The organism is Nostoc cycadae WK-1, assembly GCF_002897135.1.
Taxonomy (GTDB): Bacteria; Cyanobacteriota; Cyanobacteriia; order Cyanobacteriales; family Nostocaceae; genus Nostoc_B.
Genome location: NZ_DF978427.1, coordinates 1 through 14456 on the forward strand (window position 1 = coordinate 1; position 14456 = coordinate 14456).

The 14456-nt window shown below is 42.1% G+C and carries 8 protein-coding genes; 4 read left to right on the forward strand and 4 right to left on the reverse strand.

The window, feature by feature from the left end:
- Window positions 1-18: 18 nt before the first annotated feature.
- From NCWK1_RS11170 to NCWK1_RS11185, 4 genes are all read right to left on the reverse strand, one after another.
- On the reverse strand, window positions 19-300 hold the full coding sequence (locus NCWK1_RS11170; RefSeq protein WP_103124957.1) for a two-partner secretion domain-containing protein: 282 nt from the start codon (window positions 298-300) through the stop codon (window positions 19-21).
- Window positions 301-390: 90 nt separating this feature from the next.
- Window positions 391-2832, reverse strand: a complete 2442-nt coding sequence (locus NCWK1_RS11175; protein ID WP_103124768.1) for a beta strand repeat-containing protein — start codon at window positions 2830-2832, stop codon at window positions 391-393.
- Window positions 2833-2905: 73 nt separating this feature from the next.
- Window positions 2906-5368: a two-partner secretion domain-containing protein gene (locus NCWK1_RS11180; protein ID WP_103124769.1), complete on the reverse strand. Its 2463-nt coding sequence runs from the start codon at window positions 5366-5368 to the stop codon at window positions 2906-2908.
- Between the two features lie 363 nt (window positions 5369-5731).
- Entirely contained in the window at window positions 5732-7531 is a 1800-nt protein-coding gene (locus NCWK1_RS11185) for a ShlB/FhaC/HecB family hemolysin secretion/activation protein (RefSeq protein WP_103124770.1), read from the reverse strand.
- Between the two features lie 903 nt (window positions 7532-8434).
- Between NCWK1_RS11185 and NCWK1_RS11190 the strand changes: the two genes are divergently transcribed.
- From NCWK1_RS11190 to NCWK1_RS11205, 4 genes are all read left to right on the forward strand, one after another.
- Entirely contained in the window at window positions 8435-9709 is a 1275-nt protein-coding gene (locus tag NCWK1_RS11190; RefSeq protein WP_103124771.1) for a GAF domain-containing sensor histidine kinase, read from the forward strand.
- 183 nt (window positions 9710-9892) lie between these two features.
- A complete protein-coding gene (locus tag NCWK1_RS11195; protein WP_187308137.1) occupies window positions 9893-11638 on the forward strand; it encodes an ABC transporter ATP-binding protein in 1746 nt (581 codons plus the stop codon).
- A 317-nt stretch (window positions 11639-11955) separates the two neighbouring features.
- Window positions 11956-13737, forward strand: a complete 1782-nt coding sequence (locus tag NCWK1_RS11200; RefSeq protein ID WP_103124773.1) for an ABC transporter ATP-binding protein — start codon at window positions 11956-11958, stop codon at window positions 13735-13737.
- A 222-nt stretch (window positions 13738-13959) separates the two neighbouring features.
- Entirely contained in the window at window positions 13960-14328 is a 369-nt protein-coding gene (locus tag NCWK1_RS11205; protein ID WP_096577916.1) for a Spx/MgsR family RNA polymerase-binding regulatory protein, read from the forward strand.
- The last annotated feature ends 128 nt before the right edge of the window (window positions 14329-14456 follow it).

The following is a 14456-nucleotide window of genomic DNA, read 5'->3' on the forward strand; positions in this document are numbered from 1 at the left end:
ATCTATTCATCCCTTCATTCAGCAACGCCCACTATTACTACTCACACGACTAAAAATGTTTTGAATATTAGAACTATGACTGAAGCTTGCAGAACCACCTGTAGGAATAGAGAATTGGCTAAAGCTATGAAATAAATTGTTGCCAACAGCAGTACCGCCAGTGATATTGTAAATATTACTTCCAGACACAGCAGTGCCGAGAGTACCATCAGGCGAGACTTCTGCCTGAACATGGCTGTTACCAATAGCTAAGATGTAGAATGCACCAATTAAACCTAAGTTAGCCAAAGTTACTTTCATCAACTTATTTGTCATTATCTACCTTGTGTCTAGTTTTCCCAAAGTAAATTTTGCTATTGAGGTGGCTGTGTAATTTTATAATGAGTTTTTTCAGCTTTTATGAATAGCAGCACAAGTTAATGATGGAGCTAAATTCATAGAAGATTTATCGGCAATTAATTCAATTTTGCCTTGGGCGTTACGTCGCCAAGAGGTAGCTTGGACAAGAGTTTCTGGAGATTTTGGTATTTGTGCTTGTGCTGGTTTTGTGGTGTGGAATGCAGAGATATCACGAGTATCAGACCAAGTGCGATCGCTCCTAATATCCTGTGTCGGATTTTGCGGTATGCCACCTCTTCCTGTAGCGACAAAACTACTACCGTTGGTATTTGCACATCCACTAGCAATTTGTTGAGATGGATCACTTACATTTGCAGGCAATTCAACTAACCCAGAATTGGGATCAACACCAACATTATTCACTTCGACTGTACCATTCACCCCAAATTGGGAATTAGCAGTAATATCATTTTCTGGTGTCAGTTGCGGACGATATTCTAAACCGATAATCCCCTGAGTGATGATTTGAATATTTCCACCCTTTCCTTGTACTGCATTCGCAATAATGTCACTATCTTCTAAACCCACAATGATAGGTGCGTTGATATTGATATTACCGCCATTACCCTGACCGCCTGCTGTGGCTGTAATTTTACTGCGATCGCGCATCAGCAGCAAACTTCCTACTTGCAAGTTGATATCACCACCCTGACCAGATTCTGTCTGTGCCTGAATTAAGGCTTGATTTTTTAATTGGATCTGATCTGCGGTGATCTGAAGATTGCCCGCGTTACCAGTACCTTGACTAGTAACACTGACTGTCCCACTATCGCTGAGTGTCAGCTTGGGTGTATTAATACTGACATTACCAGCATTTGCCGTCAGTATATCTGGTAAGCTAAATATTTGGCGTAACTGAGGACTTAAACGAACAGCAGAAGAGTTAATATTACTGTTATTGTTACTACTGCTACCACTAATGGCGATCGCTTCCCTGGCTTTGATTTGTACATTTCCGCCATTACCTTGAAAGAATGCAGATGAACCAATTGCTCCACCATTCAATATTTGTAACTTGCCAGTATCTAATATCAAATCTTGAGTATTTCCAGTTGCAAAGCTAGTTAGACTAATATTGCTATAAAGCCCAGAAGGGCTTTCGCCCATGACTGTGGTATTTTGATTACGAATTATCACCTGACCGCTGGAGCCTCGACCAAATGTCACCGAAGATAAAGAAGCGCCCTCAGAAACTAGTAAATTATTCCCCTCCACTAAAAGATTACCAGCTGTTCCTTTTCCATAGGTGCCAGTGGCAATGGAGGTGACACCAGTAGGATTCAGGCTGGAAAAGCCCGATACTTGCATATCTGTCGCTTTTATGTGAATGTTGCCACTGTTAGCAGATCCAAAAGTTACAGTATTTATTCCTGAACCTTCTTGAAGCTTCAAACGAGGAGTGATGATACTGATATTGGCGCTGGCTCCCTTCCCCAAGGCTTCCGAGCGAATCCAACTGCGAATTTTAGCATTGGGTGTTGTGCCAATAATTGCGATCGCTTCTGATGCTTTTAAATGAATATCTCCACTAGGAAGACTGCCAGAATTTTTGGAGAAAATCAACGAACCATCAGTAAAGTTGATATTTTTGCCCTGAAGTTGAACTGCACCAGAGTTGAACCCACTCACATCTAAGAGCGACTTTTGCGCTAGTTGAATATCAGCAAAACTTTGTCCCTGCTCATACTCCAATTTATAGCCTTGAGTAGTTGGTACTAAACTAACTAATCCTGCACCACCTAAACTACCTAATGCTATTTGCCCTGTTTCAGCCGTTATGGTAGCACCATTCAAATTGATATTACCACCCACCAGTGCCAGGGTTTTGCCTGACTGTACTTGCAATTTTGTTGAGCTAGGATTACGAATTAAAGGAGAAAAACTATTGATACTATTTAAGCTATGTCCTGTACCTTGAACTTGTATAGGTGAAGGATAATTCCCCATTTGTAGTCCAATAGGCACACTCATAGTTAACAATGTGTTTGTTTGCGGACTAACTGCACTAAATTCAGTTCCATCAGCAAACTTAATGCTATTGGCAGTTGTCGCTACAAAGGAACCACTAATATTCAAACTGGCGTTTTTACCAAAAATAATCCCCGCAGGGTTGAGTAAAAATAGATTTGCACTAGCGTTAATGCTTCCATCAATGTCAGAAACACTATTGCCAGTGACACGACTAAAAATGTTTTGGATATTGCCACTATAGCTGAAGGTGACAGAGCCGTTGCTGGGAATCGAAAATTGGCTGAAGCTATGAAATAAATTCTTGTCAACAACAGTGCCTCCCGTGATGGTGTAACTATTACTGCCAGTCACAATGGTATTGAGAGTGCCATCAGGTTTGACTTGCGCTTGAACACTACTGTTGCAAATCATAGATAGAAAAATTGCACCAATGAAGCCCAAGTTAGCAAAACTTACTTTCATCAATTCATCTCTAATTTTCTACAGGTAATTTAGTGTTCCCAGATGAGAGTTTTAATACTATGAAGATTTAAATTTAACTTTTGGGAACTGCTGCACAGCTTAACGATGGCTGAACATTTGTAGAAGATTTAGCTGCAATTAATTCAATTTTGCCTTGGGTATTACGATGCCAAGAAGTGGCTTGGACAAGAGTTTCTGGTGATTTGGGTGTTTGGGCTTGGACTTGTTGTGTTTTGTTGAATGCAGAGATGTCGCGGACATCAGACCAAGTGCGATCGCTCCTAATTTCCTGTGTGGGATTTTGTGGTATCCCACCTCGTCCGGTAGCGACAAAACTACTACTGGGATTAGCGGAACAACCACTCGCTATTTGCTGTGATGGATCAGTCACATTTGCTGGTAGTTTTACTAAACCTGAATTTGGGTCAACACCAATGTTATTAATTTCCACCGTGCCATTAACATTAAATGCGGAACTAGCTGTAATATCATTGGTCAGGTCAACTCTGGGAGTCAAAGTATCGCGGAATTCTAGACCAATAATCCCTTGAGTTGTAATGCTAATATTGCCACCCTTTCCTTGTACTGCATTGGCAATAATGTCACTATTTTCCAGCCCAACAATCACCGGAGCATTAATACTAATATTGCCACCATTGCCAGTACCAGCTGCTTCGGCGCTAACAAAACCACCGTAACGCATAAGTAGTAAATCTCGTAGTTGCAAGTTGATGTTACCTCCTTCGCCTGCTTTTGTGGAAGCTAAAAGGTTTCCACCATTCTTGAGTGTGAGGGTATTGGCATTAATTTGCAAATTTCCCGCTGTCCCAGAGCCAGTATTTTGAACAAAAATCGTCGCCCCATCAGAGACAGTAACAAGTGGGGCGTTAATAGTAGTGTTACCTGCATTAGCGCGGGAAATTTTACCAAAAGCGCCTACAGGTAGAACAGCACTACCAATATAACTGGGGGTTTCTCCAGGTTTCATCCCACTCACATCAATCGATTCTGACGCGTTGATAGTCAGTGAACCTGCATTTCCGAGAATTATGCTCGAAGCCGATACTCTACCACCAGCTTGAACCGATAGCTTACGGGTTTTAATGTCCAAATTCCCGGCATCGCCAACCCCGAATGTGGCAGCAGAAAGTAAACTAAAATAACTACCTTTTGGAGTTCCTTCACCTGTCACCAGAATTGTATCTGCTGTGATATTCACATCGCCGCCCTTACCTGAAGAATAAGGTCTAGCGGCTATATTGGCTCCCGCTGAAATAGATAAATCTTGCGTGGTAATGGAAATATCTCCGCCCTTTCCCTTACCAAAAGAAGCGGTTAATATTTGACTAACGGCTCGAAAAGGTGAAGGATCGCCTAATGCAAAACCATTGACATCCACTGCATCACTATTGATGATAATTTTGCCCCCAGAGGCGGCACTAAATGTGCGGTTGATGATGTAACCACCTTGATCAATATTTAACTTTGGGGTATTGACGATGATATGCCCTGCTGCGGCAGAAGATACTGTGTCATTGACTAAACTGCTAGAACTCGCAAAATTAGGTGACTTACCGATAATATCCAATGATTCTGTAGCATTAACAACGATATCACCAGCAGCTTGATTACTCCGATTTTGGACTAATACCAAAGAACCATCGCGGATACTTACTTGCTTGCCTTGAATATTGACAGATCCGCCATTTCCTCGACTGAGATCGCGTGTAGATGCTAAAGCTCGTTGGGTGAGTGTAATATTGCCGAAACTTGCTGTATTGGGATAACTCAGGGTAAAGCCTTGAGAAGTGGAATTGAGAACAACATTGGCGTTACTGACGCTACCTAGTTCTATTTGTCCTCCTGGTGCGGAGAGTAAGCCTCCATTTAAGGCAATATTCCCACCCACTAATGCTAAGGTTTTGCCAGATTGTAGCTGTAATCCTCTTGTACCGAGGTTGAGTCCAGATATTGATGACGATGCACTGAAGTTAGCATTGTGTCCGGCTCCTTGAACGGTAATCGCGCCTGGATTGCTACCAAGTTGCAATCCTACAGGGGCGCTCATTGTTAATAAGGCTGGCGATGTAGTATCGGTGGCGCTAAACTTTAACCCGTCTGCAAATACTATGCTATTTGCACTAGTACCAACAAAAGAACCCCCAATATTCAATTTAGCATTAGCCCCAAACAAAATCCCCGCAGGATTCAGCAAGAATAAATTAGCACTACCGTTGGCGCTGATTGTGCCATCGATATTCGACACACTCCCACCTGTGACACGGGTGAAGATGTTTTCTACGGTAGTGGAATTATTAAACAGAACAGAATCGCCTGTAGGTATAGAGAATTGGCTAAAGCTATGAAATAAATTATTGCCGACACGAGTGCCGTTGATGATGGTGTAATTACTACTACCACTCACAGCAGTATTAAGAGTGTTGTCAGATATTACTTGCGCCTGAACACAATTGTTGTAAATTGCAGATATGCAGATTGCACCGAGAAAGTAAAACCCAACAAAAGTTAATTTCATCAACCGATTTCTTGTTTTTTATTACGTGTTTATTGTTCCCAATGCAGTCATACCAATTAACAAAATGATTGAGACAGGGAGATTGACAAAATTTATGTGCATACAGCAATTCTCAATCAGAATTGAACAGTTTACTCAAGTAAGAAAACCCGCGTATCACACTGGACAGAAAGCCGTTTGCTCCTACAAGTTCTTGTATGTGTATCAAGATTTTTGTGAATTGGGATTACGGCGAACTAGTAGGGTACGTAGCGATCGCGAAGTAAGTGTAGAAGCGCGGCTTCCCGCAGGGTAGTAATGCGTCGTTCTACTTCGTTGCACTCGCCATGACAATCCCGCATTGATGCAACGCCACTTTTGCTATCAAAATGGCGAATACTGCATAGAAAAGTACAAACCATTTTCTTGGAGAGTTTCTTTTGCACCATCCACTGATATCAGCGGAATCCCCCAATCCAAACGGGCGGAGAAGTTATTACCTTGTTTCCACAACAGCCCTAACCCAGCACCTACTAATGTGCTTGAAGAGGGATTGTTACCTTTGGTATTCCAGCCTTTACCAACATCAATAAAAGGTGCTAGTTGTAGGACTCCTTGGATTTTGTTAGCACGCACAATCGGAAATCGAAATTCTGAGGAAAACAAGATACCGTTATCTGTGAGTAATGTATCCTGGCGATAGCCCCGCACACTTAGCTGTCCACCCAGACCAAATTGCTCTAATGGTACGAGGGTATCTGCGGCTATTTGTAAATCGCCTCTAGTTAAAAACAGGGTATCTGGTGCAAATTGTCGTACCCACTGTGCTTGTCCCCGCCAACTAAAAAAGCGACTATCGGGAGCCTCGTTGCTGACATTGGCTCCAAACCAATCGACTCCCAAACTGAATTGCGATCGCGCGGCAAAAACTTGTCTACTGCTGCGTTGGGTATACTCTTGGGTAAAGCGCAAGGCAGAAATATTGGTTTTACCATTATCATCTGCACCAGGCGATAAAGGAAAGCCGCCAATATTATCTAGACCGATTTTTGTTTGACTTTCTTGACGTGAGAAGGATACCCCCACGGCTAATTCTTGGGTTGGCTTTTGCAGTAATGGTTGTCTAAATCCGAATTCGTAAGCGGTGCTATTTGACTGAATATCGAGAACGCTAAATGGTTTTTCAATGACGTTGTTCCAGCCTTGGTTAACACTAAAGGATAAAGCGCCATTGTAAGCATTAACGGGCAATGTGTAACTAGCAGCGATTGTATTACTGCCATCGGTATTGGTATAACCTACACTCAAGGTATCTCCCAAACCCAGTAAATTGGCTTCTTGTACATCTATACCCCGGCGAAAACTACCAACACTGGGCGATCGCCCATTATCTAAGGTGACTGTAGCTGTGAAGGTGTCGGCTTCTTGAACTTCGACACGTAAAATATTCGTTCCGGGAGTTGTACCGGTTTGCAATTCCGCTGAGAGATTTTTAATGCGTGGATCAAGTCGCAGTTGTTGCAGCTTTTCCAGTAAGCGTGGCACATTCAAGGGTTTTCCTGCACCAATGCGGATGCGATCGCGAATGTAGTTGCTATTTAATCGCCGATTCCCGACAATTTGGATTTCTTGTAAACTACCTTCAACCACCTGAATTTTGATCACTCCCGCATCTACTGTTTGCGGTGAAATTAAAGCCCCTGTAGTGACATAGCCTTTATCTGTGTAGAACTTACTGATGGCTTCTTTGACTTGTAATAAGTCTGCAAAGGTTACTTCTCGTCCCACAAAAGGGGCTGTAATTGGGGCAAAATCTTCTGGTTTAAATACTGTACTACCAACAACTTCAATGCGATCAACCCGGAATTTGGCATTAGAATCATCCTCTGTGGGTGTCGCTTCACCAGGTAACTGCACAGGTGGAAGTAATGGCTCTTGGTCTGATGGTTGCGGTAGTGCATCTGAAGGTAAGGAAGGAACAGAAATCTCTTCAATCCTTCCAGATGGTAAGGTCTGAGGATTAGAAGTTTGGGCGATCGCCTGATGATAATTGCACAATACTGCTGCAATAACAAAGCTGAATGTTAAAGGCTTCAGTGGTATTATGCGCGGTTGACAAATTTGTATATGTCTGTGCGTATAATTAATTATTAATTCTGTCTTCACACTTAAATACCCACGCATGAATATTGAGTCATTTTTCTCGGCGCTCGAAGTCGCTGTAGTCCTTGACAAATAAGACTTGCCAACGTAACTAGAAAATTTATTCTGCCAGACTAGTTATCTAGTTAATTCCCGTTATTTTTGACATAACGAGTATAATATCTATCAAAATATTCGCTTTATTTTTTACAATTGCCGACAGTGTAAATACTGTTTTTTATTAATAAGAGACTAAGATTACGGGTGATCACATAAGCTGTTAAGCACCTAGTTTGCAGTTTAGACCGCAGGGGAGCCAGCGCGTTGGGCGGGTTCCCCGACTTGTAGCGACTGGCGTGAGCAGAGGGGCAGAGGAGAGGGTTTAAGTCATTTATTTACAATTTCAATAGTGCAGCTTAAATGCTGATTAGCTTACAAAGAGACAGATGAGAAGAGGGTTTTCCGGTTTCTGCACAGATACACGGAATGATAACTGATATCAGTTCTGCGTCGCAGATTTATCGCAGAAGGCAGCTATGCTGGAGAAAAAGTTTTATTATTCCTGGCATTCAAGCTTTCAAATTGTCCTAACATATCTGACTACCGCTATATTTTCATCGTAACTTTGCAATAGCTTAAAACTTAGCTAATTGTTAACTATGTATTAATCTTAGATTAACCTCTATATTATTAGTAGATAATGTTCAGGAACTATTTAACGAATTTACTTTCTAATTGAGATGTTATTAAAATTTATTAATTTAATCAAATATTTATTAATCAATAGTAGAAATTAGGATGTAATTCCAGTATTATTTCTTATGATTAAATCGAAAATCCAAAGTTAGTTAAATTATGATATATGTCCAGGATAATTACTGGAGAAGATTTTGAACTTAGGATTAATGATTATTAAAAAAATATTAACTTCTGCAACAGGCAAATATGAGCAAAGCCAGTGGTAAAACAAGTTTGTTGCAAAAGCAACTATGGCAGCGCGAAAGACGAGCGATCGCATTTTTATCCTGTTTGAACTATCGATCTGGGGAGCTAAATAGTTACCTACAGAGTATTGCCTGTGGAGTTAGTGAATTACTAGAAGTAGATTGGTCAGTTGTGACCGTGTGCCAAAAAGGTTTTGAGCAAGTACTAGCCAGTAGTATTGATATGGGTGAGGGTGAACATGTCTATTCACTACATGGTTTGCTCACTGGGACTGTAATCGAAATTGGTCGCCCCTTAGCAGTAGAAGATGCGGTAAAAAATCCTGAGTATGGGCAGATTCCCGAAGGTTACTATGCTTATTTAGGCATACCATTACGGACAGCAGAAGGAAAAGTAATTGGGACTATCTGCTCTTTTCATCGCCAGCAAAGAGAGTTTATAAAAGAAGAAATTCAAGTTGCCGAAGTATTTGCAGAACGGGCAGCTACAGCCATTGATAATTATTATCTCTACCAACAACAGTGCAAATTTAATCAAGTTTTAGAGTCTGAAGTAGAAAAACGCACTGCCGAACTGCGGACAGCCCAAGCCAAGCTGGTAGAACAAGAACGACTCGCGGCTATTGGCGAGTTTGCAGCCATGATTGTCCATGAAATTCGGAATCCCTTGACGACAATGATCATGGGATTAAACTACTTCAAAAAAACTATATTAAACTCAGCAGCTAAAGAGCGATTATCGTTAGCACTGAGCGAAGCTACACGGTTAGAAAATCTGCTGAGTGAAATTTTGCTTTATGCTAAACCCCAAGTGTTGCAACTGGGTGAATTAGATGTGAATGAGTTCATTCAAGAATTGCAAAAATTAATTAGAGAAATGCCAGAAGCACTCTCACGCAAAATTGAATTTATCCCTAGCCCACATCCAGTCAAAATTTTAGGAGATAAAGATAAGCTCAAACAGGTATTTATCAATGTTGTGCGTAATGCTTGTGAAGCAGTTGCTTCAGGAGATGTGATTATTTGGGAAGTGAAAAATTCATCTCCAGGTCAAGTTTGCATCAATGTTTGTAATGGCGGTGAGCCAATTCCTTCAGAAATTCTCTCTAAACTCACTCAGCCATTCTTCTCAACAAAATCTGCTGGTACTGGACTGGGGCTGGCGATTACGAAACGCATTGTCAATGCTCATGGTGGAGAATTTTCTATTTCTTCTGATGCTGCATCAGGTACGACTGTCACAGTACAATTACCAGTGGTGACTGTGCGGAAATAGGGAATGAGAATGGGTGTAAGGATGTGAGGGTGTCAGGGTGTCAGGGAAAAAATTAATAATTAAATAAACAGACTTAAAATACAAGATTACACCAAGCCCTCCCAAGAGTTTCCGATTTAGAAGTGTAAGATGTTGAGGTGACGACAATTGGTGCAACGACCAGAACTCCGGCAAACTTCGTCGATGCGTTCAATTCAGCGGGTACTAGAGAGTTTAGGCAATTACCGCTGGATTTCATTGGGAGCTTTGATCAGTGTCTTATTATTGACAGTGGCAAATGCTGTAACTCCGCAATTATTTCGTTGGGGAATTGATCAAGGGATTGCGCCGCGAAACTTACAGATAGTGCTTTACAGTGCGGCTTGGATGGTAGTAGCGGCGATCGCCCGCGGTTTGTTTAACTTTGGTCAAAGCTATTTGGCAGAAGCCGCTTCTCAAGGTGTTGCTTATGACTTACGCAACAAAATTTTCAGCAAAATTCAAAATCTCAGTTTTAGCTATCATGACCAATCGCAAACCTCCCAATTGTTAACCCGTGTGACTAGTGACATTGAGCTAATCCGCACATTTGTCGGTACTAGCTTGATTCAGGTGATTGGGGGATTGGTGACATTGGTAACTATTGCGATACTTTTGCTAATGATGAATTGGCAACTCGCTTTAATTACCTTGTCGGTAGTACCGATATCAGCATGGTTGATGGCACAATTCATTGGTCGAAATAACCAACTGTTTGGACAAATACAACAGCAATTGGGGAATCTGAATGCGGTCTTACAAGAGAATTTGCTAGGGATACGTGTAGTTAAAGCCTTTGTGCGGGAGTCTGCCGAAAAGTCGCGTTACACCACCTTGAACGATGGCCTCGTCACAGCAAATATGCAGACGATTCGTGCTATCCGCAATACCTTTCCTTATATCTTTTTGCTGAGTAACTTGGTGACGCTGGCAGTGTTTGGCTATGGGGGAAGCCAGGTAATTGGCGGTAGCTTTTCCATTGGGGAATTGGTGGCGTTTAATTCTTACTTAGTGTTAATTTTTCAACCTATTTTATTAATTGGTTTTGCCGCCCCAGCGATCGCCCAAGCCGCAGCCTCGGCGACACGAGTATTTGAAGTAGTAGATGCCGCAGTCGAAATCCGCGATCGCCCTCATGCCCAACAATTTGAAATTTGTGGCGGCAGAATTACCTTTGAAAACGTCTCCTTTCGCTATCCGGGAGCCACAACCGAAGCGCTGAAAAATGTTTCCTTTGAAACCAAGCCCAAAGAATTAATTGCTGTTCTGGGCATGACAGGTTCCGGCAAAAGCACAGTTATGAACTTGATTCCGCGTTTTTATGATGTAACTGGGGGAGCCATCCGTATTGACGGGCGGGATGTGCGGGATTTTACCCTGCAAAGTTTGCGATCGCATATCGGCATTGTCTTTCAAGAAACAACTTTATTCTCTGGCACTATCCGCGAAAATATCGCCTACGCCAAACCCAAAGCCACCTTAGAACAGGTAATAGAGGTAGCAAAAACTGCCCAGATTCATGATTTTATTATTAGCTTGCCCGATGGCTACGAAACAATTGTCGGTGAGCGCGGTGTTGGCTTATCTGGCGGACAAAAACAACGGATAGCGATCGCTCGTACCTTACTCACCGATTACAGTATTCTGATTTTGGATGATAGTACCTCTGCGGTAGATGCGAAAACCGCCGCCCATATTCAAGCTGAACTAGATAATTTAATGCAGCAAAAAGCTTGTGTCACCTTTGTAGTAGCGCAACGCATTAGTACAGTCAAAAATGCCGATCGCATTTTGTTGATAGATAAAGGTCTATTGGTAGCCCAAGGAACCCATGAAGAATTGATGCAAACCAGCCCACTTTACGGCGCAATTTTGGAATCTCAAATCAAGCAGACAGAACAAATAACGTAGTCATTCGCCCTTATACCATTTCACTAAATAAATGATCCGAATAATTTCTCCTCCGCCCCTCTGCTCCTCTGCCCCCCTGCGGTCTATTTGTATCAAACTTAAAGTGAAACGGTATTACCCTGGGAAAGGAGTGCGTTGCTTGCCATCTACAACTCTCGTGCCAAAATCAAATATGATTTCCACAGCACATTTATGAGATGATTTGAAAGGTTTTGTCAACGTAAAACAAACAATAATTGCGACAAATCATTAATTCCTAGCCAGCCGCAGACAACAATTCCCCATCCCCAACCTATAATCTAAAATCCTAAATTCTTATGAGAGCTACAGGCCCGATTGTTGCATCCGAGCAACTGGCAACTCAGCAACTCTCAACCTTACGGCGCTTTTTACAATATCTGCGTCCCTATCGCAAAGAAATTCCCATTGCCTTGACATTAGTACTAATTGGTGCATCAACGCAGGCGATCGGGCCGTTCTTACTGGGTTGGTCTATTGACCATCTCATTGCCAAAGGTAATTTACCGGGGTTGTTGCTGTTGTTAGGATTACTAGCACTAATCTATGTACTGGGTATTTCGGCAACCCGTGGTCAAATTATTCGCGTCGGCTGGATTATGCAGCGATTGTTGGCACAACTGCGACAAGATATTTTTCTGAAAATTCAGAGTTTACCACTCAGCTTTTTTGACCGCAGTGAAGCCGGCGATTTAATGAGTCGCTTATTGAATGATGTTAATACCGTAAATCAGGCATTTGGTCAAACCGTCGCCCAAATGTTGGGTAACGTTTTCAGTTTGGTGGGTATTGTTATTGCGATGCTGACAATTAATTTGCAACTCGGCTTGTTGAGCAACCTAGTTGTGCCACTAATGATTTTTACCACTAGTTTATTTTCCCGGTGGGCGAGAGCCAGATTTCGCGTTACACGCCAAACCATAGGCGACCTTTCCGCCAAGTTAGAAGAAGATATTAGCAGTGTGCGCGAAGCCCAAGCATTTAATCGTGTACAAGTCAATATTCAAGAATTCGATATTCTCAACGCTGCTAATCGAGATGCGAATGTCGAGGCGGTGGCTATTACTGCGGCCTTTTTACCGTCGATTGATTTTCTCAATACCCTCGCAACCGCAGGTGTACTAGCATTTGGGGGTTATCTCGCCGTCACCGGAGCCGCCACAGTTGGTGTCGTCACATCGTTTTTACTGTACGTCCAGCAATTTTTTCGCCCTATCCAAATTCTCAGCCAGTTTTACACCCAAGCTCAATCAGCCTTTGCCGGATTAGAGCGAATTTTTCTGCTGTTAGATGAACCAGCCAAACTCCAAGATGCACCAGATGCTGAAGAAATGCCGGCTATTCAAGGCGAGGTGAGATTTGAGAATGTCACCTTTGGCTATAACCCAGAGCAACTGGTTCTCAAAGGAGTGAATTTACACGCTAGTCCTGGGCAAATGATTGCACTAGTAGGGTCAACAGGCTCAGGTAAGACGACAATAATTAACCTAATATTGCGTTTTTATGATGTGTCTGGTGGGGCAGTCAAAATTGATAACATTGATGTGCGGAGTGTGACGCAAGCTAGTTTGCGCCGTCAAATTGGCATTGTTTTACAAGATAATATTTTGTTCAGTGGGACTGTCGCCGAAAATATTGCCTTTGGCGCTCCTTACGCCAGCCAAGCCGATATAGAAAGTGCGGCTCAATTGGCAAATGTGCATGAGTTCATTACCTCACTACCACAAGGTTACGCCACCCAATTAGGTGAAAGAGGTGCGCCCCTGAGTCAAGGACAGCGCCAACTAATTAGTATTGCCCGTGCGGTGTTGATTAATCCACGAATTTTGATTTTAGATGAAGCAACTAGTAGTATTGATACTCGTACAGAAACACTAGTGCAGAGTGCGATCGCTCGTTTGTTAAAAAATCGTACCAGCTTTGTCATTGCTCACCGTCTCAGCACCGTGACTCAGGCTGATCAGGTGTTAGTCATTCAACAAGGACAAATAGTCGAACAAGGAACTCATACAGAACTCATAGAACAACAAGGAGTCTATGCCAATCTTTATAGCCTTCAATTAGGAGCAAATAATTCCTAGTTTTTGGCAATGGAATAATATCAAGTCCGGCTAAATGCTTGTCATTACGAGCGCAGCGAAGTAATCGCAGAGTCCAGGCGATCGCGTCGTTCCACTTCGTTGCAATCACGGCGGACATATCACAAGTAATTTACCGGACATGATATGACCCAGAGAAAAGCAGATATTAGACCATTGTTAACTGTTAATGTTATGTCTGGAAACTGTTACTCAACTTTTTTTATGCCTCTTAAAGTCTACGGCATTCCTAATTGCGGTACTTGTAAAAAAGCTCTAACTTGGCTGCAAAATAACCAAATTGACTATGAGTTTATCAATACTAAAGATAATCCACCTACCCGTGAGCAAATCCAAAATTGGGTAAAATCTCTGGGTTATGCTCCTATGCGAAATACCTCTGGGCAATCTTACCGCGCTTTAGGCGAAGAAAAAAAGACTTGGACTGAACAACAATGGATTGACGCATTTGCATTTGATGCAATGCTGCTCAAACGTCCGCTTTTTGTTAAAGATGAAACAGCCATTTTGACTGGTTTTAGAGATGAGGCATTGGTTCGAGAAAAATTAGTTTCAATCCCTAATAAGGATTAGTTAAAGTTTAAACCTGCCACAACAAAACCTTTAAGGATAAGATAAAGCAACAAATGATGCTACTGCTGGGCTGAGGTTGGGCAGTTTTTTAAGGTTTATTGAGTATAGCCCTGTTTTGTCACTTTCGT